At 53.0% G+C, this 20,515-nt stretch carries 21 protein-coding genes, 2 tRNA genes and 2 pseudogenes; 13 read left to right on the top strand and 12 right to left on the bottom strand.

What is annotated here, in order from left to right:
- The first annotated feature begins 16 nt into the window (after positions 1–16).
- Positions 17–1,414, top strand: a complete 1,398-nt coding sequence (gene solL / locus DXXMK7_RS12730) for a solanimycin export family MATE transporter SolL (protein ID WP_038919423.1) — start codon at positions 17–19, stop codon at positions 1,412–1,414.
- 164 nt (positions 1,415–1,578) lie between these two features.
- On the opposite strand, the gene DXXMK7_RS12725 is transcribed toward solL, so the two are convergent.
- Together DXXMK7_RS12725 and DXXMK7_RS12720 are read right to left on the bottom strand one after the other, a co-directional pair.
- Positions 1,579–1,655, bottom strand: a tRNA-Val gene (locus DXXMK7_RS12725).
- 317 nt (positions 1,656–1,972) lie between these two features.
- Positions 1,973–3,127, bottom strand: a complete 1,155-nt coding sequence (locus DXXMK7_RS12720; RefSeq protein WP_082171003.1) for an acyltransferase — start codon at positions 3,125–3,127, stop codon at positions 1,973–1,975.
- A gap of 571 nt (positions 3,128–3,698) precedes the next feature.
- Here DXXMK7_RS12720 and DXXMK7_RS23280 point away from each other — a divergent pair.
- From DXXMK7_RS23280 to DXXMK7_RS12710, 3 genes and pseudogenes are all read left to right on the top strand, one after another.
- Positions 3,699–4,034, top strand: a pseudogene (locus tag DXXMK7_RS23280) (AEC family transporter); the annotation flags it as partial.
- Positions 4,035–4,218: 184 nt separating this feature from the next.
- On the top strand, positions 4,219–4,338 hold the full coding sequence (locus tag DXXMK7_RS23275) for a hypothetical protein (protein WP_225622691.1): 120 nt from the start codon (positions 4,219–4,221) through the stop codon (positions 4,336–4,338).
- Positions 4,339–4,412: 74 nt separating this feature from the next.
- Positions 4,413–4,781, top strand: a pseudogene (locus DXXMK7_RS12710) (aspartate/glutamate racemase family protein); the annotation flags it as partial.
- Positions 4,782–4,900: 119 nt separating this feature from the next.
- On the opposite strand, the gene sugE reads toward DXXMK7_RS12710, so the two are convergent.
- Both sugE and DXXMK7_RS12700 read right to left on the bottom strand, forming a co-directional pair.
- Positions 4,901–5,218: a quaternary ammonium compound efflux SMR transporter SugE gene (gene sugE / locus DXXMK7_RS12705; RefSeq protein ID WP_038668235.1), complete on the bottom strand. Its 318-nt coding sequence runs from the start codon at positions 5,216–5,218 to the stop codon at positions 4,901–4,903.
- Between the two features lie 147 nt (positions 5,219–5,365).
- Positions 5,366–6,064 (bottom strand): B3/4 domain-containing protein, encoded by a 699-nt coding sequence (locus tag DXXMK7_RS12700; protein WP_038919421.1) that lies wholly within the window; start codon positions 6,062–6,064, stop codon positions 5,366–5,368.
- Between the two features lie 43 nt (positions 6,065–6,107).
- On the opposite strand from DXXMK7_RS12700, the gene DXXMK7_RS12695 reads away from it, so the two are divergent.
- Positions 6,108–6,710, top strand: a complete 603-nt coding sequence (locus tag DXXMK7_RS12695; RefSeq protein ID WP_038919420.1) for a helix-turn-helix domain-containing protein — start codon at positions 6,108–6,110, stop codon at positions 6,708–6,710.
- 187 nt (positions 6,711–6,897) lie between these two features.
- On the opposite strand, the gene DXXMK7_RS12690 is transcribed toward DXXMK7_RS12695, so the two are convergent.
- Both DXXMK7_RS12690 and DXXMK7_RS12685 read right to left on the bottom strand, forming a co-directional pair.
- Positions 6,898–6,974 (bottom strand) — tRNA-Val (locus DXXMK7_RS12690).
- A gap of 161 nt (positions 6,975–7,135) precedes the next feature.
- Complete coding sequence (locus DXXMK7_RS12685; protein ID WP_038668241.1) at positions 7,136–8,509, bottom strand: MATE family efflux transporter; 1,374 nt, start codon at positions 8,507–8,509, stop codon at positions 7,136–7,138.
- 278 nt (positions 8,510–8,787) lie between these two features.
- Between DXXMK7_RS12685 and DXXMK7_RS12680 the strand changes: the two genes are divergently transcribed.
- On the top strand, positions 8,788–9,444 hold the full coding sequence (locus DXXMK7_RS12680; RefSeq protein WP_038919418.1) for a riboflavin synthase: 657 nt from the start codon (positions 8,788–8,790) through the stop codon (positions 9,442–9,444).
- Positions 9,445–9,540: 96 nt separating this feature from the next.
- Here DXXMK7_RS12680 and cfa read toward each other — a convergent pair whose 3' ends face one another.
- Positions 9,541–10,692: a cyclopropane fatty acyl phospholipid synthase gene (cfa, locus tag DXXMK7_RS12675; RefSeq protein ID WP_038919417.1), complete on the bottom strand. Its 1,152-nt coding sequence runs from the start codon at positions 10,690–10,692 to the stop codon at positions 9,541–9,543.
- Between the two features lie 421 nt (positions 10,693–11,113).
- Positions 11,114–12,139 carry an HTH-type transcriptional repressor PurR gene (gene purR, locus DXXMK7_RS12670; RefSeq protein WP_038668247.1) on the bottom strand — a complete coding sequence of 342 codons (1,026 nt, stop codon included), beginning with the start codon at positions 12,137–12,139 and terminating at the stop codon, positions 11,114–11,116.
- A gap of 386 nt (positions 12,140–12,525) precedes the next feature.
- On the opposite strand from purR, the gene DXXMK7_RS22680 reads away from it, so the two are divergent.
- Positions 12,526–12,615, top strand: coding sequence for a YnhF family membrane protein (locus tag DXXMK7_RS22680; protein ID WP_157987323.1), 90 nt, complete (start codon positions 12,526–12,528; stop codon positions 12,613–12,615).
- Between the two features lie 124 nt (positions 12,616–12,739).
- Here DXXMK7_RS22680 and DXXMK7_RS12665 read toward each other — a convergent pair whose 3' ends face one another.
- Positions 12,740–13,711, bottom strand: a complete 972-nt coding sequence (locus DXXMK7_RS12665; protein WP_038919416.1) for a C40 family peptidase — start codon at positions 13,709–13,711, stop codon at positions 12,740–12,742.
- 331 nt (positions 13,712–14,042) lie between these two features.
- On the opposite strand from DXXMK7_RS12665, the gene DXXMK7_RS12660 reads away from it, so the two are divergent.
- Positions 14,043–14,393, top strand: coding sequence for a Grx4 family monothiol glutaredoxin (locus DXXMK7_RS12660; RefSeq protein WP_038668251.1), 351 nt, complete (start codon positions 14,043–14,045; stop codon positions 14,391–14,393).
- A 110-nt stretch (positions 14,394–14,503) separates the two neighbouring features.
- Here the strand turns inward: DXXMK7_RS12660 and rnt are convergent, their stop codons facing one another.
- On the bottom strand, positions 14,504–15,181 hold the full coding sequence (gene rnt, locus DXXMK7_RS12655) for a ribonuclease T (protein WP_038919415.1): 678 nt from the start codon (positions 15,179–15,181) through the stop codon (positions 14,504–14,506).
- A 141-nt stretch (positions 15,182–15,322) separates the two neighbouring features.
- On the bottom strand, positions 15,323–15,730 hold the full coding sequence (gene gloA / locus DXXMK7_RS12650) for a lactoylglutathione lyase (protein ID WP_038921020.1): 408 nt from the start codon (positions 15,728–15,730) through the stop codon (positions 15,323–15,325).
- Positions 15,731–15,994: 264 nt separating this feature from the next.
- Between gloA and DXXMK7_RS21935 the strand changes: the two genes are divergently transcribed.
- Positions 15,995–16,234, top strand: a complete 240-nt coding sequence (locus DXXMK7_RS21935; protein ID WP_071605209.1) for a DUF1289 domain-containing protein — start codon at positions 15,995–15,997, stop codon at positions 16,232–16,234.
- 173 nt (positions 16,235–16,407) lie between these two features.
- A complete protein-coding gene (gene slyA, locus DXXMK7_RS12645) occupies positions 16,408–16,845 on the top strand; it encodes a transcriptional regulator SlyA (RefSeq protein ID WP_038919414.1) in 438 nt (145 codons plus the stop codon).
- Between the two features lie 411 nt (positions 16,846–17,256).
- On the opposite strand, the gene DXXMK7_RS12640 is transcribed toward slyA, so the two are convergent.
- Positions 17,257–17,724, bottom strand: coding sequence for a glycine zipper 2TM domain-containing protein (locus DXXMK7_RS12640; protein WP_013318322.1), 468 nt, complete (start codon positions 17,722–17,724; stop codon positions 17,257–17,259).
- A 344-nt stretch (positions 17,725–18,068) separates the two neighbouring features.
- On the opposite strand from DXXMK7_RS12640, the gene anmK reads away from it, so the two are divergent.
- From anmK to pdxH, 3 genes are all read left to right on the top strand, one after another.
- Positions 18,069–19,181 carry an anhydro-N-acetylmuramic acid kinase gene (gene anmK / locus DXXMK7_RS12635; RefSeq protein ID WP_038919413.1) on the top strand — a complete coding sequence of 371 codons (1,113 nt, stop codon included), beginning with the start codon at positions 18,069–18,071 and terminating at the stop codon, positions 19,179–19,181.
- A 106-nt stretch (positions 19,182–19,287) separates the two neighbouring features.
- Positions 19,288–19,593, top strand: a complete 306-nt coding sequence (locus DXXMK7_RS12630; RefSeq protein ID WP_038919412.1) for an MliC family protein — start codon at positions 19,288–19,290, stop codon at positions 19,591–19,593.
- Between the two features lie 97 nt (positions 19,594–19,690).
- Complete coding sequence (gene pdxH, locus DXXMK7_RS12625) at positions 19,691–20,443, top strand: pyridoxamine 5'-phosphate oxidase (RefSeq protein ID WP_202438185.1); 753 nt, start codon at positions 19,691–19,693, stop codon at positions 20,441–20,443.
- The last annotated feature ends 72 nt before the right edge of the window (positions 20,444–20,515 follow it).

Genomic DNA, 20,515 nt, shown 5'->3' with positions numbered 1-20,515 from the left:
ATTAAGGGATTAATTATTGTCTTCTGAACTCATTGATGAAAAACCAAACGCCTTATTGCAAGGTTCAATATTACGCTCACTGATAAAAATAGGCGTCCCTGTTATTTTGGCTAATCTTTTACAGTCAGGATACATCATGATTGATGCGTTCTGGGTAGGGCGTTTGGGTGATAAATCCGTGGCGGCGATATCGGTAAGTCAGCCCATCATTTTTCTTGCTTTTGCTTTGGGTATTGGCTTGAGTGTAGCGGGCACTACGCTGGTCGCACAGTGCATCGGCGCCCGTTTGCATCAGGATGCAAACGATATTGCGGCGCAGGTATTTATGCTGTCGTTGCTGTTTGCAATACCTATCTCGGCGGCAGGGTATTTTCTTGCCCCCTGGATGTTGCATTCGCTCGGCACTCAGGAAGAGGTCTTTCCGTTCGCACTCAGCTTTTTGCGCGTTATCATCAGTGGCTTAATATTTACCTTTGGTTTTGCCATGCTGCAATCCTTGATGAGGGGCTCAGGCGAAGTCCGTATCCCATTATTGATTACGCTGGGTACACTGATTCTTAACGCCATCATGTGCCCGCTATTTATCTTTGGTTATGGGATTATTCCCGCATTTGGCGTAACGGGGGCAGGTATTGCCACTCTCATTAATCAAGGCATTGCGATGTCGGCTGGATTGCTGGTGTTACGGTTTGGTCATACTGGCCTTAAGATCTATTTTCGTGCGATGAAACCCAGATGGGATATGGTTAAATCCGTCGTTCGGCTGGGAATGCCATCGTCAATTGAACTGTGTGCTCATGCATTGGGCGCGAGTGGGATGATGTCCCTGGTAACAGGGCTGGGAACGGCGGTTACGGCGGCTTACGGTGTCGTTAATAATATTAATGCACTGGTTATTGTGCCCGCCATTGGTATGTCAATTGCTACAGCAACGCTTGTTGGACAAAATGTTGGCGCTGGACAATTTAAGCGTGCGCATGCCATTGGCCGTTTGAGCGCAACGATCTCATTTCTAACCCTGACCACTATTGGCCTGATAGGGTTCGTTTTTGCACCTTACATTATTGGGCAATTCGCCCCCGATCAGATCCAGGTTATTTATTACGGGACGAATTTCTTTCATATTATCGCGCCATGTTATGGATTAATTGGGCTACAGATGGCGCTAAATGGCGCCTTTCGCGCCACCGGGCGCACCATGACGACCATGACACTGGCGTTGGTGTCTCAATGGCTGATTCAGATCCCGCTGGCATGGGGATTATCCCACTATACCTCGCTAGGTATCTCTGGCCTGTGGTGGGCATTTCCGATGACTAACCTATTAATGGCGGCGATGACGATTATTTTGTTTGAACGGATTGATTGGGAACGCTCAAGGCTGAGCCATTCAATGACATCATCTGCTCAGTAACAAGCTGGAATCGAATTCACCCGTATTCGGGATGGACTTGAACCTGTACTTAAAATCATTGGGTACGGAAGAATTGCGATAGGTATTACTGGAAGGGGAGAAGATGAAAACTTTCTTTTTTTCAAGGTACTATAGACATCAGTGCACGCCTATAGAACATGAAATGGTGCGACCGAGTGGACTCGAACCACCGACCCCCACCATGTCAAGGTGGTGCTCTAACCAACTGAGCTACGGTCGCAAATTGAAGCGTTCATTTATCGGTATTTAAGGTAAGTACATGATAAATCATGCTGTTTCCTTTCCCGTTTTGAACGGGCGCTATTATGGCCTTGCACTGATGCAATGACAAGTATTTTGTTGCCATCCCCGTATCGAGTGCTGAATGTTTGGCCGGATTGAAAATCATTGCCGAAAGTGAGCAGGACAATCGCCGGTATGTGCTTGTCCTGCTTGCTTATGGTGCGTTCAGCGACGGCTTACAACAGCATGTCGTTGCCGTTAATCAGAACACAGAGTCATTGTGTGCAGCGGGCACCGCTGCAAGGCTTGAGTCGGCTAGCGGCGGGATAGCCAGGCGCTGGCCGGACGTTCAACAAATCGATAGAGCAACCATCCGCCCAAAATGCTCATTATACCGCCTAACACAATCAGGAGTGTGGCGTGAACGAGATCGTGGCTGGCTGTTCCCATTGTCCGTTTCAGCAATAGCAGAATCGCATAGTGGATCATGTAAAATCCAAACGAAATAGTGCCAAGCCATTGCATCAAAGCTGAACTCAAGAAATTAGGTTGGTTATTAATATCCCCCACGACCAGTGAACCCAGAAATAATACGAACGGTATCAACGTCACCAGATTAAAACTAAACTGAAAAGGCATGAAGAGATCGACCATATAGGCCAAAATGCTTAGTGCCACGCACGTTGTAATTGAAATTCGAATCCATTTTCCCTCTTGAATAATTCGCGCTGTGACCATGCCGATGAGGAACTCGTAAAGCCGCAATAGCGGAAAGGTATAGGCAAGGCACATCTGAGTATTGCCGATTGGCACGGGCCATCCATGAACGGGGAGGCCGGATGAGGTGAGTTCATATACCACTATCTGGCTGATAATCATACCCGCGTAACAAATCCAGATGGTCGGCCAAAGAAATGTCACCGGTATGCGTTTTACCAATTTAATTAACCAGGGGAAGGTCAAATAAAAAAATATGATGGCACTCAGGAACCAACTGGGTGTATTCGCACCAAAAAAAATATCAATATCAGGAATCCATGCCTGTATCAGTAACAGATTGGGTAGCCATATATCAGGTCGGTTAAAGCTGACGGCGCCGCATGCCATCAAAATAAGCAAGGTGACGACATGGCTGGGGTATATTTTCGCCAGTCTTTTCTTGTAAAAGCGAATCGGATCGTCAATGGGGCGTGCCGACCAGGTCATGACGAACCCGCTGAGTATAAAGAAAAAAGAGACGCCTACCCATCCTGACTTGCTGAAGAAAAAGGCGTAACTATCGCTAATCTCAGCATCGGAGAATGGATTCCACATTCTTGGTATCGATACGTGAAATAAATAAACACCGATGGCAAGAATAAAGCGAATACCATTCAATGAAGGGAGTGTAGACGCAGTGCTTTTAACCTTTCTGTTTTCATGGGTAATAGCATGCGAAAATGTAGACGAGCTATGACTATAATCAACCATATTATTTACCACCTCCGTGAAGATTTATGAAAATAAAAAACGACCTGCCAGCCTGTTGGCCGGATAGGTTTTTGCTATAAAATCAAAACATTGCTTTTTGCAGGGTTTGGTTCTACTGGGTTCGATATTGTTGTCGATTGACGTGACAATATTTAAATTAAGGCCGTCTTATTGTGTAATGAGTAGGGTGCCTTGTTCTGTTATCAATAAATTCACATCTCATAAACAATAATTTAAACTTCGATGGCAATATAGGCAAGCGGTGAGATGGGTTTATTTCATCATCAATGTGGAATGCAATGAATTTATTGGGAAATTAGTGAGAAATTAATTAATGAGGCTATGCGGACACGAGGCCATTGGATAATATATTTTAGCTTGTTTATTATTTCTCTAATGTCTGGTTTTTATTTATGACGCATGACTATTCGGTATAAATAAATTAGTTAATGAATCGAGGTGTGTTTAATTTTTCTTTACGGATAACATAAGCCATCAAACCATGTCGCATGGCAATATTATCTGGATATGCCGCCGTCAAGCCACACAAGCCATATCCATATAAAGCCATATGTGGAATGCCTTATTTTTCCGTAAACTCGGTATCTTCGGCCCGAATGCCACCTCGGAACTCAACCGCTTCGTCGTGTATCTTGCGCTTCCCGCACTGCTTTTCGACATTATTGCGCATGCGCGCTGGTCTGATGTATGGCAGCCCGGTTTAATCATGGCGTTTGGTCTTGGCGCGGTGCTGGTATTCGCGGTTACTCTCATTTTCCAAATTTCCCGTTCGCGACATCTGGCCGATGCCGCGCTGGACGCATTGAATTCAAGCTATGCGAACACGGGTTTTATGGGGTTCCCGCTGGCGCTGGCGTTTCTGGGACCGACGGCGATGGCGCCGACTCTAATCGCGACGATTATCACGGTCTGCGTGCTCTTTGCATTTGCGATCGTGATTGTTGAAACGGGGATCCAGACCGAGAGGCGGCGTGCGCAACTGGTGGCGAAAGTCGTCGGGGCATTGGTGCGCAATCCGCTACTATACCGCCGTTCTGTTGGCTGCGCTGCCGACGGGAACTGGGCCTTTCATGTTGGCGGAGTTTTACCGCCGGGAAGCGCGCATTACTTCGCGAACCGTACTGTTTTCCACCATTATCTCGATTCTGACGATAACGCTTTATCTTTCCTGGATTCATCCGGAAGCCTGACTGGCGAAGGTATTTATCAACGGTCGGCATATTAACTTGCTTCATTTTTCAAGACTGGCGAGCATGAAGCGCAGCGATTAGGTTTTTCGACAGTCGGGTTGTTGGGAACGCGCGTCACGATGGAAGCGGATTTTTTCAAAAAACCGTTCCGTGAGGCGGGTATTAACGTGGTCATTCCCGACCGTGAAGCGATAACGTTTATTGCGGAAAAAATCCTGACGGAACTGGAACGGGGGATCGTCAGGCCGCAAACACAGGCGGTGTTTCTGAATATTGTGCAGCGCATGAAAGATGAACAGGGCATCGACGCGGTTATTCTGGGTTGTACCGAACTGCCGCTGTTGTTCAATGGGGTGACATTACCTGTGGCAAGCCTAGACACCATGCAAACTCATATCAATGCCTTACTTGACGTGATGCTGGCGGACAGGTCGATAGACTGATGGGGAAACCGTGCTGTGCCGGTTTTGTCGTCACGCCCGCATTTACACGCGGGCGTGCAACCGGCTATTACGGCGTACTAAATTAATAATTAATACGTACTAAATTAATACGTACTGAATTAATGCGTACTGAATTTCAGGCCGATAATTCCCGCTACAATCAGTGTCAAACTGATAATGCGCGGCGGGCTGACGGATTCGCCAAACAGGATAATCCCTGCCAGCGCAGTACCCACGGCGCCGATTCCCGTCCAGATGGCGTAAGCCGTACCGGTCGGTAAATTTTTTAGCGCTAAGGAAAGTAGCCCGATACTGGTGAACAGCGCGACAACGGTAATGACGCTGGGGACCAGACGGCTAAAGCCGTGGGTATATTTCAGGCCGATAGCCCAGACGACTTCTAATAATCCGGCAAGAAAAAGAATTAACCAGGACATGTTCACTCCATTATGAATAATGGGGTCGTCCCCACCGCAAAAAAAAAGCGCTTGCAGGTCGTCCAGCAAGGCGGAAAAGCCGAATGGCTTTTCTGACAGGATTAACGCTTACGGTTTATCCGGCGTGGTATTTTATTGCGCTGAGGTTTATTCCCGGCAGTCAGAACCGACAAGGGTCATCTCAATGCTGATCCCAGGCATCATGCGTTGCAGACCATCGCTCAGCCGTTCACCCGCGTCATATAATGCCGTCAACGGCATCACCGGCAAGCTTTCCAGAATAAACCACATTTGGCGGGTTTCTGAATTCAGCCGCGTTCTGACTCCCTGACGCCAGTTCCAGCGACGACAGGTTGCGCCTTCATCATCCCGCCAGATAACTTCTCCCGGTTCGGGGGACTCCTGAGCCGGCAGCCCGTCCTTCATGGTGTCGAACCGCTCGGTGCCATCTGCCATCGTTAATCTGGGCGTACCGACATAGGCCGCGAGGTTTTCACCACCCACGGGGATTGCATATTGAAGGCTAACGGCGTTGTAGAGATCCACCACCGGATCAATGCCCGGCATGCTGCCATCGCGCAGCACACGTTTACGCAGCGCCTCGGCTGAGCACGGGGTACGTTGCGGTTTAGCGCCGAACTTCCTGAAAACATCAGCCCAGGCGGCAAGGTGCGCATCAGCCCAGCGTGCTTCTCCCGCAATAACCGATTTGCAGGCAGCGGTCAGCGCTTCATCAGCGATACCTGGATCAGTGATCGGCGTTGCTGCGGCGGTGATGCTCAGCGCCCTGAAACCCGGTGCCAGTATAGCAACACTGGCGTCGATTGACGGTAAAACGGAAAGCATTAGATAATCCTAAAATGACTAATTTATTTCACATTATCGACCTATGACCAAAAAAGTCAATATATCGACCGAATCGGGCGCGGATATCCAGACGGTGAGCGAAGCCGTTTCCCGCAGAATCAAAGCGCACCGGAAAAAGCAGAAACTCTCGCTGGATGAGCTTTCACGACGCGCTGGCGTCAGCAAAGGTATGCTGGTGGAGATAGAGAAATGCACGGCCAATCCCAGCATCGCCATCTTGTGTAAGATCGCGGCGGCGCTTGGTTTGTCCGTTGCCGATATCGTCAACGTGACGGACGCTCCGGCGGTATACCTGATCGAACAGGGAAATATTCCAACGTTATGGAACGGCCCTCACGGCGGTACGGCGCGTCTGCTGGCGGGGACCAGCGGCCCCAACATGATAGAACTGTGGCGCTGGGAGATGTTCCCCGGTGAAGTATTTGAGTCGTCAGGCCACCCCCAGGGGACGCTTGAGCTGTTCCATGTTGAGACCGGGGTGTTGAGCATGAAGGTGGATAACACCGAGCTCGTCATTCCTGCCGGGTGTTCAGCAGTGGCAAGAACCGATGTGCCGCATCGTTACGCAAACGTAGACGACGGCAAACTTATTTTTACGATGACGGTGGCTGAACTGCATCAATAGCCGGGAATAGTGGCGTTACTGGCGTCACCGGGTTTCCCGCTGGCGCCGGTTTGCTGTGATCATCAGGAAGAAAACAAACCGGAAAGCGGTAGCGCCAATGAATTGTGGGAAAGCGTATCGGTACAACAGGGGAGTCAGCGTTTTTACGTCGTTATAAACACGGGCTGAATGTTTATATTTGAAGGAATGGTGCGTTCAATTGGACTCGAACCAACGACCCCCACCATGTCAAGGTGGTGCTCTAACCAACTGAGCTATGAACGCATCGTGTTACTGAAACTGTCAGGGCGACAGCGGGGACGAATATTAACGGGCTATAGGGGCGCTGGCAAGGGAAAAAACGCAAAATTCCCGTTAGATCACACTGAGTGACGAGCTTGTAAGCAGAGCGCCGTTTTTTTCGGCGCTCTGCCGCCATCAACGAATCAACGTGCCGCCCGCGCCAGAATACGCGCCGGCGATTGGCGTTGCACCCAACGGATCCGCAGCACCATCATGGTGGCGGAGGAGGTCAGGCCGATGATGAACCCCCACCAGAACCCGGCCGGCCCCATCCGCGGCACCAGTATGTCGGTCAGCGCCAGCGTATAGCCGCTGGGCAGCCCCAGTATCCAGTAGGCGATGAAGGTGATAAAGAAAATGGAGCGGGTATCCTTGTAACCGCGCAGCACGCCGCTGCCAATGGTCTGCACCGCGTCGGAAATCTGATAGACCGCCGCCAGCAGCATCAGATGCGAGGCCATCGCCACCACATCCGGGTTTTTGTTGTAAAGCATGGCGATGGGTTCACGCAGCGTGATGGTGAAGATAGCCGTGCACATCGCCAGCAACACGCCGGTAGCGATACCGGTACGCGCCGCTACCCGGGCAGCCTCCGCCGAACCTTCGCCCAGCCGGTGGCCGACGCGAATGGTGGCGGCGACGCCGACAGACAGCGGCAGCACGAACATCAGCGAGCTGAAGTTGAGCGCGATCTGGTGGCCCGCCACATCAACCACCCCGAGCGGCAATACCAGCAGCGCGACAATCGCAAACAACGTCACTTCGAACAGCAACGCCAGCGCGATGGGCAGCCCCATGCCGGACATCCGCTTGAGTACGGCCCAATCCGGCTTCAACTGGGTTTTGAACTGACGAATGTCTTTCAGCCAATAGGCGTGGCGGGAATAGGCCGCCATCATCAACATCATCATCCAGTATACCGAGGCGGTCGCCACCCCGCAGCCGACGCCGCCCAACTCCGGCATGCCCAGCTTACCGTGGATGAAAACGTAGTTGATGGGAATGTTGATCAGCAGGCCGATAAATCCGATCACCATCCCCGGCTTGGTCTTGGACAAACCTTCGCATTGGCTGCGAAACACCTGATAGAACAGGTAACCGGGCGCGCCCCACAACAAGGCATGCAGGTATTTCACCGCTTTGTCGGCCAGTTCCGGCGCGCCGTCATGCATCAGGTTAATGGCGTATTTTCCCTGATAGAGCACGAACATGGTCAGGATGGAGATAGCCGCGGCCAGCAAAAACGCCTGCTGAGTCTGATGAGCGATGCGATCCCGGCGTCCGGAGCCGTTGAGGTTGGCCACGACCGGCGTCAGCGCCATCAGCAAACCGTGACCGAACAGGATGACCGGCAGCCAGATGGAGGTGCCCACCGCCACCGCCGCCATATCGGTGGCGCTGTAGGAGCCCGCCATGATGGTATCCACCACACCCATTGAGGTTTGCGAGACTTGCGCGATGATGACCGGAATAGCCAACGCCAGCAAATGGCGGGCTTCTGATAAGTACTTCTGCACGAAAACACCTTCCTAAAGCAGGATGGAGAGAGATCTCTAATGGGGAGAGAAAGGCAATCATCCTTTATTTATAAAAAAAGATGAAGCATTGTAACGATTTGCCAACAGTAAACCAATGACTGACTGAACGGGAGTGATCCCGTTTGGTTTTCCTGAGGATATGGTGCAAACTGCCAGACATTAGTGAACGTTGTCTCTCCCGAGCGCAGGCTCGCCGCGCCATATCACTGTAGCGTCGCGTTCACGCTTATTACTGACCAGGAGGCAAGACCAGCACCATGTTTACCGGTATTGTTCAGGGCACGGCGACCGTCGTGTCGATTGATGAAAAACCCAATTTCCGCACTCATGTCGTTCAACTGCCCCCCGAACTGCTGCCGGGGCTGGAAACCGGGGCTTCCGTAGCGCACAACGGTTGTTGCCTGACCGTCACCAAAATCGATGGCGATCGGATCAGTTTCGACCTGATCAAAGAGACGCTACGGCTGACCAACCTGGGCGAAGTCAAAGCCGGCGATCGGGTTAATGTGGAGCGCGCCGCCAAATATGGCGACGAAATCGGCGGGCATGTGATGTCCGGCCATATTATGTGTACGGCGGAGATCGTGAAAATCCTGACGTCGGAAAATAATCACCAGATCTGGTTCCGGTTGGCTGATGAATCGCAGATGAAATATGTGCTGCACAAAGGATTCATCGGCATTGACGGTATCAGCCTGACGGTAGGGGAAGTGACCCGCAGCCGTTTCTGCGTGCATCTGATTCCGGAAACGCTCCAGCGCACGACGCTGGGTCAGAAACGACTGGGCGACCGCATCAATATCGAAATCGACCCGCAAACCCAGGCCATCATCGACACGGTCGAACGCGTCCTGGCTCGTCAGGCGCAGCAGCAACAGGAGCAGGCCGCGGCGCAGGTGGAGCAGGGCGAATAAGCCATTCCTTCCCTGACGCTTTCTCCCCTATGAAAACCGGCAGCCAGGCTGCCGGTTTTTTGCTATTTAGGTGGCGGATGCGCCGGATGGCGGTGATTATCTGGGGACTCGCAAGCCGCCTTCCACGCCGTCCACGCTGAACAACACCTGCCAGAGTTGAATGTTGCGGGCGCGGAATGAACCCGCGAAGCTGTTGAGATAATAGGTGAACATGCGCTGGAAACGTTCGGAGTAACGCTCGGACAATGCTGGCCAGTGCTGCTGGAAGCGGTGATACCAGGCCATCAACGTGCTGTCGTAGTCAGCACCGAAGTTATGCCAGTCTTCCATCACCAGATACGGCTCGCTGGTTACGGCGATTTGCTCTATCGACGGCAGGCTGCCGTTGGGGAAGATGTACTTGCTGGTCCACTTATCTCCCGTTGGCGTGGGGGTGTGAGTGCCGATCGTGTGCAGCAGGAACAACCCATCAGGTTTAAGATTGCGCTTTACTATCTGGAAGTAGGTATCGTAGTTCTTGGCGCCGACATGCTCGAACATGCCGACGGAAACGATGCGGTCAAACTGCCGGTTCAGGTCGCGGTAGTCCTGCAGCAGGATGTTCACGTCCAGATCATGGCAGCGCTGTTGCGCCAGTTTTTGTTGCTCGCGGGAGATGGTCACGCCGGTGACGGAAACGCCGTAGTGACGCGCGGCGAATTCTGCCAGCCCGCCCCAGCCGCAGCCGATATCCAGCAGGGTCATGCCGCGGCGCAGCTGCAGTTTTTCGCAGATCAAGCGCAGCTTGTCCTGCTGTGCCTGCTCCAGGGTTTCGGCCTGTTTCCAGTAGCCGCAGGAGTACTGCATATAAGGGTCAAGCATCAGGGTGAAAAGATCATTACCGAGGTCGTAATGCTCCTTGCCCACGATCCAGGCCCGACGGCGGGACTGCAGGTTGGTCAGCCGCGCCATCAGGATCCGCAGCGTATCGCGCCAGCGGTGAGGGAGCTGGTTTTCCAACCCGGCGCGCAGCACGCGGTGGAAAAACATGTCCAGCCGCTCACACTCCCACCAGCCATCCATATAACTTTCGCCCAATCCCAACGAGCCTTCGCGCAGCACGCGCTTATACATGTCGGGATTTTTTACCTGAATATCAAACGGGCGTGAACCGTTAATGACGATGTCGGCGGCCGACAGCATTTCATTAACAATCTGGAACCAGGATAGGTTAGGGGTACCCAGTTCCTCCACATAAGATGAACTCATAACTTCTCCCTACCTTGCCGGAAAAATGCCTTTGCAAGGAAAAACATTAGACAAATGTACCCACGGAGGGCATTCGGTGGACCCAATCCATCGTCTACCCCTGAACGTCTCAGAGGAAAATAAGAGAAAAGCCGGTACGAAAGGCGTCTATCCCTGGCCGTAACAAAAAGGTGCAGCGGTCAACAGGCAGGATAGAAAAAGTAAGGCGATGCATGAGGCCGAAAGCATCGTCTGATCATGATTATTGTCGTCAACGACAGTGACAAGTGTATGACTGCTTTAACCCGACGACAAGATTCATTGGGTTAAAGCAGCACGTTAAGTCATGAGCTCAACAGCGATAGCATGCGCCGGCACCATGTGTGGTGCGGCCTGCCGCTTGATTGAATAGCCAGACAGAGATAACGGAATCGTCTGAATTTTAACGGCGGTAATCGAGGAACGGGCCGTCGGCGACGGAGCGGCGTTCGATCAGCGTCGGATGCACTTCAATGGTCTGGGCTTCCTCGCGTTTGCTGGTAATGCGGTCGAGCAACATGGAGAAGGCCGCCTGTCCCAGTCGCTCCTTGGGCTGGTGGATGGTGGTCAGCGCCGGGGTAAAATACCGGGAGTGGCGGACATTGTCATAACCGATCACCGAAATATCCTGCGGTACGCGCAGCCCCAGTTCGTCGGCGGCGCAAATGGCGCCCATCGCCATGATATCGCCGCCGCAGAACACCGCGGTCGGACGCTGTTTCTGGGCCAGAATCTGGTGCATCGCCTTGTAGCCGGATTCCGGCTCGAAGTCGCCCTGAACCACCCATTCTTCCCGTAGCGGAATGTCGGCCTCTTTCAGCGCTTTCAGGAAACCCAGATAACGCCCACTGCCGGTATTGCGCCCGAGAGAACCGGGAATGGCGCCGATGTCGCGGTGGCCGCGCTCAATCAGGTAACGTCCGGCCATGTAGCCGCCGGCAAACGCGTTATCGATAATGGTATCGGTAAAATCGCTGTGGGCTTCGCCCCAGTCCATCACCACCATCGGGATATGGCGGTAATCCGCCAGCATCGATAGCAGTTCCGGCGGGTACTCGGCGCACATCACCAGCAGGCCGTCGACCCGTTTTTGCGCCAGCATGGACAGGTAGGCGCGCTGTTTGTCCTGATTATTATGGGAGTTGCACAGGATCAGCGTATAGCCTCTGGCGTAGCAGCTGTTTTCCACCGCCTCGATGATTTCGGCGAAATAGGGCGCCTCGCTGGATGTCGCCAGCAGGCCGATGGATTTGGTGTGGTTGACTTTCAGGCTGCGGGCCACCGCACTCGGCGAATAATGCAATTCATCGATGGCCGCACGCACCGCAGCCTTGGTCTCTTCGGCGACGAAACGTGTTTTATTGATCACGTGTGATACGGTTGTGGTCGAAACGCCCGCGCGTTTTGCCACATCTTTGATCGTTGCCATCTAAAGTGACTCCTGAACTCATCTGTTACAGTAGCTTGTCTGTTACAGCAGTAAATATGTTGTTAATCGTTTGCCTGCGTGAATTCTTCTCCTGCCAGACAACAAGGCAACATTTCAGGAGGAGACATGCCGAGGTGTGTAGCTTGAAGGGAGGGCTGACGCTTCGACCAACGCAGTGTATACAGTAAACTGCGGATTTTGGCCGATTTAGAGCAAAAGTGGAAGAGGCAATTCGTTTTATCTCTGTGACGCAGAAACCGGTTTTTTGACGCTCGCCGGGTGATAATAGACCTATGCTTTATAATGTTTCCCCCGTCTGCCGGATAGGGGATTGATTCAGACATGACAGGATGACGGCGATCATCAGTCACATACAGGAGAATACTATGGATACCAACTTGAAAATGTCGCTGTTCACCACTGTGGCTTCACTGGCGATGATCATCATCTTTAGTCTGAGCGCGGTATTGAACTGACGGCGTGGCGCTAGCGGCGCCTGGAACGTCAGCGGCGTATTCGTTGCCGTCAAAGACAGGAAAACAAAAAGGGGCGCGATGCCCCTTTTGTCGTATTGAGAACGGCCATTCCAGCGGAAGTTGTTTAGCGAATGGTTTTCGGCGTGACCACGCGACGGGCGCCGACGTAGTGATCCTGCCAGTAGTCCTCGCTCAGTTTGCTGATTTTAATGTCAGAGCCGGAACGCGGCGACTGAATGAAGCGACCATTGCCGAGATAGACGCCGACATGGTCGGCGGCGCCGCGGTTGGTTATCCGAAAGAACACCAGGTCGCCGCTTTCCAGCTCGCTTTTCTTGATAGGCGCGGCGTCACGTAAGTGGTACATCTCATTGGCGGTTCGCGGAATCGGGATTTTCACCACATCTTTATACGCGTAATACACCAGTCCGCTGCAATCGAAACCGGAGTAGGGGGTCGCGCCGCCCCAGTGGTAGGGTTTGCCGATTTGGCTCATCAGCTTGTTCATGGCGGTCAGTTTGGCATGCTGGTAGCGCTTTTGGTGAGCGGCGCTGATGGTCAGCGCGGCTTTATCCTGCCGGCCTTTTTTACTCTTGCCGTGTGATGATGCGCTGGCGCTTTCTTCTCCGACGACGGCAGACTTGCTTTTTTTGCTTGCCGTTTTAGCAATCACGGTTTCGTGCGCCTTATGACTGCTTTTCGCCGGTGCCGGGGTGTCTTTTTTCGCGGTTTTGCCGGCGGGCGCTTTAGCCTGAACGCTTTTTTCCTGCTTCTGCGGCTTGCTGGTTGTGTGGGCTGCGGCCGCAGTGGTCACCGGTTTTTTATCATTGTGCGGTTTGACGTTTTTATCGTGAGCGGCGGTCGTTTTGGCAGGCGCGGTTTTGGTGGTTTTTTCCGGTTTTTTGTCATGAGTGGGTGCCGCACCCTTTTTGGTATTTTTGGCAACCTTGCTTTTTTTGGATTCCTCAATAGCTTTATTCGCCGTTTCTACGCCGGTTTTGCGCGGTAATACCGCAGCGCTATGTGGATTAGCCTGTGCCAGGTTAAAAAACAGATTACTGAAAAATAATACGAAAAGCGTAATAAATAAACGCATGATAATTCTGACCGAATGTTGTCCTCAATCGTTCAATCTTTACAGTATTCCCGAAAATGACCTGATAAAAAAGTGGGGAATAAGGCATTGTTACTACAAAATAGTGAGAAAACGTTAACAACGGAGCTCGCTGCTTAATTATCAGTCGATTCGGCGTTGTTTTGTGCTGGCGCGCGACCAGTCAGACAAAACCCTACAAAAGATAGCGTTTTTTTGTGGCCGTCGCTATCGTTAGAATACAAAACAACAGAAGCGGCACGGCACGGTATGCCGCGAGTCACATGAACAGCCGTTGATGGGCTGGTCATCACGCCCTTGAGGAAGCAATAGAATGACGACAACGACACTTGAAAAGATTCAGCGTCAGATCGCTGAAAACCCGATTCTGCTGTATATGAAAGGTTCTCCCAAACTGCCGAGCTGTGGTTTTTCTGCCCAGGCGGTACAGGCGTTGTCGGCGTGCGGCGAGCGTTTTGCCTATGTGGATATTCTGCAGAACCCGGATATCCGCGCTGAATTGCCCAAATACGCTAACTGGCCGACGTTCCCGCAGCTGTGGGTGGATGGTGAATTGGTTGGCGGCTGCGACATCGTGATTGAGATGTATCAGCGCGGCGAATTGCAGCAACTGATTAAAGAAACCGCCGACAAGTACCGATCCCAGCAGGCGGATCAGCAGTAATCCCCTTCTGTATCAGGCAGCCCGGCGCTGCCTGATGTCGTTTTACTCGTTACGATTATGATGCTTTGATAGCGCAAGGTGTTTGCACGGACACACGCGTCCGCGCAGTCTTACTCTTCACTGCCGACAGCCAACGACGCTTCGGTATCGGTTCCCGATGCCAGCGGCCAGCCGCCCATACGCTTCCAGCGATTGACCAGTTCACAAAACAGTTGCGCTGTCCGTTCGGTGTCATAGAGCGCCGAGTGCGCCTGGCTGGCGTCGAATGGGATCTCCGCCGCAATGCAGGCTTTAGCCAGCACCGTCTGCCCCAGCACCAGCCCGCTGAGCGCGGCGGTGTCAAAGGTGGCGAAAGGGTGGAATGGGTTGCGCTTCAGGCCGCAGCGTTCTGCCGCCGCCATCAGAAAGCTGTGATCGAAGGTCGCGTTATGAGCCACGATGATGCCGCGATTACAGTTCTGATCTTTGATTCCCTTACGCACGGCCTTGAAGATTTCATGCAGCGCTTCATATTCGCTCACCGCGCCACGCAATGGGTTGGCAGGGTCGATGCCGTTGAAGGCCAGCGCTTCGGGCCGCAGGATAGCGCCTTCAAACGGTTCGATGTGAAAATGCAAGGTTTCGTCCGGCTGTAACCAACCGCTTTCATCCATTTTCAGCGTTACGGCTGCAATTTCCAGCAGCGCATCGGTTTTCGCGTTGAACCCGGCGGTTTCCACATCGATAACAACAGGGTAAAAGCCACGAAAACGCGCGTTCAGGGCGTTCAGGTTATTTTTCTCAGCCATTCGTTTCTTATTTCTTCAGTAACATGCAGTGCGCATTATGGCAAATTCCGGCGGGGGATGCAGCAGCCGTGCATGACGGCGAATAACCGTTCCCCCGAAAGACAGGCGCCTGTCGGCACCTGGACAGCAAAGGCGGGATGATCAGTTGCCCAGTCCCTGACCGGCCTGTGAACGTTCGATCAGCTCGATCTTGTAACCGTCGGGGTCTTCAACGAAGGCGATAACAGTGGTGCCGCCTTTGACCGGGCCTGCTTCACGGGTAACCTTGCCGCCGGCCTGACGGATACGTTCGCAGGCGCCCGCTACGTCATCCACGCCCAAGGCAATGTGACCGAAGGCGGTGCCCAGGTCATAGCTTTCCACGCCCCAGTTGTAGGTCAGTTCGATCACTGCGCCTTCGCTTTCCTCGGTATAGCCGACGAATGCCAGAGAATATTTGTATTCCGGATTGTCGCTGGTGCGCAGCAGGCGCATGCCCAGTACCTTGGTGTAAAAATCGATAGCGCGCTGCAGGTCGCCAACGCGTAGCATGGTATGAAGTAAACGCATAATGACCCCTATTTTGATCAGTGGGTTAACCGTCATGGGCGATATCGGTTGTGTTCCGTTACCGCCTGAAATAACAGGGCCTGAGTATAACGTCGTTGCCGGGGGGAGTCCAAACCTGTGGCCGGGCGCCGCTTTTCAGGCGCGGTTGCTGAAAAAAAGACGTGATAAGCGGGAAAATAGTAGTTAATTGCGCGCTAACGTTACGGAAAGCTTGCCAGTGACGGCAATCAAGGTTTCAATAAAGACGTCAGATGAGGAGGTCCTGTGGCTGAGCAGCTCGAACTTTTTCCTGTTCCCAACCCTTGCCGGGGTATCTGCCAGGCGGATGACCGGGGCTTCTGTCGTGGTTGTTTTCGAAGCCGCAGCGAGCGCTTTAATTGGGGAACGATGAGCGATGCGCAAAAACAGGATGTGCTGCGTTTGTGTCGGCAAAGGATGAAACGTTCGCAGCGAAGTGAAAAGAATTCAGCGCCCTCCGAGCCGGATCAACCAGCCTTGTTTTAACCGGCACGGTGATATTTAATGATATAAATTAAGTTCAAGATCATTTTTAATTAATTATTATTTGCTAGAATAGATTGATAACAATAAGACATTTTTTATTAGACTTTCGTTTTAAATCAGAGTTGATTGCAATCCAGGGAAGTTGCTTAGTATGCTAACTATAAGGAGAAGTGATGGAATTGCCGTTAGGTTCTGATTTAGCCCGGTTGGTTCGTGTATGGCGCGCTTTGATTGATCATCGATTAAAGCCTCTGGAACTCACGCAGACGCACTGGGTCACGCTGCATAATATTCACCAACTGCCTCCGGGGCAGTCCCAAATTCAGCTAGCCAAAGCGATAGGAATAGAACAGCCTTCGCTGGTGCGTACGTTGGATCAGCTTGAAGACAAGGGGTTAATTACCCGGCACATTTGTGCCCACGACCGACGCGCCAAGCGTATTCTGCTAACAGATATGGCGGATCCTATCATTCAGGCTGTTAATGACGTTATTGATCAGACACGCAGCGAAATATTAAATGGTATTACCCCGGAAGAAGTGGATGAGTTGGCCACTATTATCTCCCGGCTGGAAAAAAACATTTTGGCATTACATGAGAGTCAGTCTTAATTAATAGAAAAAGTAAATGTTTTGGCGGGCGAATTCGAATTCCAGGCAACATATACTTTAAATAATTCGCATTGCAGGATAAAACGCTCTCGTTTTGAACAATACAAAGCGTTGGCCCTTCAGGGTAAGGCACATTATGAGCCTTGCAACGCGACGATCGGTCAAATTCTCAGGAACTTGCATAAGTAAATGACTGGGATGAACGGCAACGTCGCCGGAAGCAGGGTTGAATGTGGCTTGTCGCGGCCCCTAAGGGCGAGGCCCACGGATGGGCTGAGTAATAAAGTCGGCGTACCTGCAACTCGAAATATGACAAGTATATGGCGTGAATGATGGTTATCTGGATATATCGAGCCGAATTGATGACATTAGACAATCACCACCCGGCGGGTGGTGATTGATAATCGAATCTTAGCGCGGAGAGACGGTGATGGAACGGCCGTTGCTGGCCATTGCCACACGTTGTCCAGCGTGGAATTTGGTATCGCCCTGTTTTTGCACCACCATGATGGTGCTGCCGTCGTCTTTACGGATTTCCAGCTCTACACCCTGAACGCGGTTGACCGCGCCTTCAATGCTATTACCGGCAACGCCACCGGCAACCGCGCCTGCGGCTGTCGCCAGATTACGGCCAGTACCGCGACCAACGGTATTACCGACCAGCCCGCCCAGTACGGCGCCGCCGAGGGTGCCGATGACGTTACTGTCTTCACCGGCCTGAATCTGTACCGGACGAGTGGAGACAACGGTGCCGTAGGTTACAGTCTGAACCTGCTTGGCTTCGGATGCACTGTAAACGTCTCCTGACAGGGTGCTGGTATTGGCGCAGCCAGCCAGTGTGATACCTGCTAAAGTGATCACGAGAAAACGTTTCATCATAGAAAGACTCCTGTTATAGCTGTGTCTGTGTCGGGGGCGCAGCCTAAGCCGACGAATTATCTATTGTCACATCATGGTGTGGTCGAACGCACCATTCTACTGTTTCAATTGATGTTAAGGATAGAATAGCGCGCCTAAATTGATAATAAACGCGCTATAAAGTTCCCTGTGAATCCCGCTTTTTCTGAAAAACCGTGTCAAATGGCGATTTTTTACCTACGCTGGCATCAGTCTGACAAAAAAGACAAAATCTAAAGCCAATATACCGACAACGCGCCTGAATCGCCTGGTCATTTGAGGCCATTTCGTGACAGACGGTCATTTTACAAAACAAAGGTAATCCGATGAGGTCTGGAAGATATATCGGTGTGATGTCCGGCACCAGTCTGGATGGTGTCGACGTGGTGCTGGCCGCCATCGATGAGCACACCGTCGCACAGCAAGCCAGTTATTGCCACCCGATTCCGCCGGCGATTCGCCAGACGATACTGAGCATGAACCAGGGGCAGGCCGTGACGCTCTCCGAATTAGGGCGACTGGATACCCGGCTCGGGGCGTTGTTTGCCGAAGCAGTACAGGCACTGCTGCGCCAGACCGGGTTGAGCGCGAGCGAGATTACCGCGATTGGCTGTCATGGACAGACGGTCTGGCATGAGCCGGACGGCGACGCGCCTTGCACCATGCAAATTGGCGATTGCAACCGTATCGCCGCGGTGACCGGCATCACTACGGTCGGCGATTTTCGCCGCCGCGACATGGCGTTGGGCGGGCAGGGTGCGCCGCTGGTGCCGGTGTTCCATCACGCGCTGTTGCAGCATCCGGTGGAGCGGCGAATTGTGCTGAATATCGGCGGGATCGCCAATATTTCGGTGTTGGTGCCGGGGCGCCCGGTAAAAGGCTATGACACCGGACCGGGCAATATGCTGCTGGATGCCTGGGTGTGGCGCAACCGGGCGCAGCCGTACGATAAAGACGCCGCCTGGGCGTTAACCGGCCAGGTGGATAACGCGTTGCTGAGCCACATGCTGTCCGATCCCTATTTCGGCTTACCGGCGCCCAAGAGCACCGGACGCGAGTATTTCAATCTGACGTGGCTGGAAAGACAACTGGCGGCTTTTCCTCGTCTGCGGCCGGAAGATGTGCAGGCCACGCTGGTGGCGCTGAGCGCGGAAACCATCGCCGGGCAAGTGTTGCTGACCGGCGGCTGCGAACGTGTGCTGGTATGCGGCGGCGGAGCGCGCAATCCGCTGCTGATGAGTCAGCTGTCGGCGCGTCTGCCGGGCATTGAGGTCAGCGCGACCGACAATTTCGGCATTCGTGGCGATGATATGGAGGCGCTGGCGTTCGCCTGGCTGGCGTTCCGCACCCTGTCGGGGTTGCCGGGCAACTTGCCGTCCGTAACCGGCGCCAGCCGAGAAACCGTACTGGGCGCCATTTATCCGGCGATGATCGTGTAATCGGATTTTGCCGAGAGGTCCGTCAGCGGTCTGTTGATAGACTGCTCCGTTATTGGATTTATCTGGATGGGATGCCGGGATCCGCTAATAACAGGAGAAAAATAGAATGAAACCACTGCTGATTGCCGGTGTAGTGCTGTTAAGCGGCTGCGCTTACTTAATGCCGGCCGCGAAGCCGCAGACCTTGCACTACCAGTGCGGCACCATGCCGCTCACCGTCACCCTGAACCCCGGCCCGCAGGGCGACAGCGTGACCTTCCTGCTGGATGGCGAATCTCACACGCTGCCTCAGGTGCCCGCCGCGTCGGGCACGCGTTACAGCGATGACCGATACGCTTTCTGGAGTAAGGGAAATCAGGCGTTTATCGTGCGGGGCGATAGAATCATCGTCAATGATTGTGTGTTGAAGTAATCCGTGTCCATGCCGTTGCGGGCGTTGAGATTTTGGCGACGCGAGCGCAGAATGAGTCCTCTCTATTTCTCGCCCGGTTAGGCAACGGCAGGACCTCATGACCACAGAACACGATGACGCGCACACCCCTGACACCCGAAACCGCGTTGCGATCGCGCCCGGTGAAAATATTGCTTCCGGTGAAAACATTACTTCCGGTGAAAACATCGCCGCTATCGATATCGCCGATTTACGGCGCGAATATACCCGTGGCGGGCTACGTCGCCACGATCTGACCGACAACCCGCTCGACCTGTTTGAACGCTGGCTAAAGCAGGCTTGCGAAGCGCAACTGGCGGATCCTACCGCGATGTGTGTGGCGACGGTCGACGAGCAGGGCCAGCCTTATCAGCGCATCGTGCTGCTGAAACACTATGATGAAAAAGGCATGGTGTTCTATACCAATATGGGCAGCCGCAAGGCGCAGCAACTGGCGGTGAATTCCCGTATCAGCCTGCTGTTTCCCTGGCACATGCTGGAGCGTCAGGTCATCGTGCTGGGCAAGGCGGAAAAACTGCCGATGCTGGACGTGATGAAGTATTTCCACAGCCGGCCGCGCGACAGCCAGATCGGCGCCTGGGTTTCAAAACAGTCAAGCCGCATTTCCGCCCGCAGCATGCTGGAAAGCAAGTTCTTCGAGATGAAGCAAAAGTTCCAGCAGGGCGAGATTCCGTTGCCGAGTTTCTGGGGCGGATTCCGCGTCACTATCGAGTCGATGGAATTCTGGCAGGGCGGCGAGCACCGCCTGCACGATCGTTTTCTGTACCAGCGCGAGGGCGATGGCTGGACAATCGACCGGCTGGCGCCCTAAATCACCGGAATTTGTTGCGCTAAGCGCTGGCACTCCCGGTGTCGGCGCTTTATTCTATGTCACCCTGAATTT

It is taken from the genome of Dickeya sp. MK7 (genome assembly GCF_000406305.1).
In the GTDB taxonomy this organism is placed as follows: Bacteria; Pseudomonadota; Gammaproteobacteria; order Enterobacterales; family Enterobacteriaceae; genus Dickeya; species Dickeya fangzhongdai.
The sequence above is the reverse complement of the archived record's forward strand: the minus strand, read 5'-3'. Positions and strand labels throughout refer to the sequence as shown.

Excerpts from the sequence above, each read along its gene's own strand:
- DXXMK7_RS12720 (WP_082171003.1), bottom strand. The coding sequence starts at position 3,127 with ATGGTTGATTATAGTCATAGCTCGTCTACATTTTCGCATGCTATTACC.
- DXXMK7_RS23275 (WP_225622691.1), top strand. The coding sequence starts at position 4,219 with ATGTTGGCGGAGTTTTACCGCCGGGAAGCGCGCATTACTTCGCGAACC.
- sugE (WP_038668235.1), bottom strand. The coding sequence starts at position 5,218 with ATGTCCTGGTTAATTCTTTTTCTTGCCGGATTATTAGAAGTCGTCTGG.
- DXXMK7_RS12700 (WP_038919421.1), bottom strand. The coding sequence starts at position 6,064 with ATGCTTTCCGTTTTACCGTCAATCGACGCCAGTGTTGCTATACTGGCA.
- DXXMK7_RS12695 (WP_038919420.1), top strand. The coding sequence starts at position 6,108 with ATGACCAAAAAAGTCAATATATCGACCGAATCGGGCGCGGATATCCAG.
- DXXMK7_RS12680 (WP_038919418.1), top strand. The coding sequence starts at position 8,788 with ATGTTTACCGGTATTGTTCAGGGCACGGCGACCGTCGTGTCGATTGAT.
- cfa (WP_038919417.1), bottom strand. The coding sequence starts at position 10,692 with ATGAGTTCATCTTATGTGGAGGAACTGGGTACCCCTAACCTATCCTGG.
- purR (WP_038668247.1), bottom strand. The coding sequence starts at position 12,139 with ATGGCAACGATCAAAGATGTGGCAAAACGCGCGGGCGTTTCGACCACA.
- DXXMK7_RS22680 (WP_157987323.1), top strand. The coding sequence starts at position 12,526 with ATGGATACCAACTTGAAAATGTCGCTGTTCACCACTGTGGCTTCACTG.
- DXXMK7_RS12665 (WP_038919416.1), bottom strand. The coding sequence starts at position 13,711 with ATGCGTTTATTTATTACGCTTTTCGTATTATTTTTCAGTAATCTGTTT.
- DXXMK7_RS12660 (WP_038668251.1), top strand. The coding sequence starts at position 14,043 with ATGACGACAACGACACTTGAAAAGATTCAGCGTCAGATCGCTGAAAAC.
- rnt (WP_038919415.1), bottom strand. The coding sequence starts at position 15,181 with ATGGCTGAGAAAAATAACCTGAACGCCCTGAACGCGCGTTTTCGTGGC.
- gloA (WP_038921020.1), bottom strand. The coding sequence starts at position 15,730 with ATGCGTTTACTTCATACCATGCTACGCGTTGGCGACCTGCAGCGCGCT.
- slyA (WP_038919414.1), top strand. The coding sequence starts at position 16,408 with ATGGAATTGCCGTTAGGTTCTGATTTAGCCCGGTTGGTTCGTGTATGG.
- DXXMK7_RS12640 (WP_013318322.1), bottom strand. The coding sequence starts at position 17,724 with ATGATGAAACGTTTTCTCGTGATCACTTTAGCAGGTATCACACTGGCT.
- anmK (WP_038919413.1), top strand. The coding sequence starts at position 18,069 with ATGAGGTCTGGAAGATATATCGGTGTGATGTCCGGCACCAGTCTGGAT.
- DXXMK7_RS12630 (WP_038919412.1), top strand. The coding sequence starts at position 19,288 with ATGAAACCACTGCTGATTGCCGGTGTAGTGCTGTTAAGCGGCTGCGCT.
- pdxH (WP_202438185.1), top strand. The coding sequence starts at position 19,691 with ATGACCACAGAACACGATGACGCGCACACCCCTGACACCCGAAACCGC.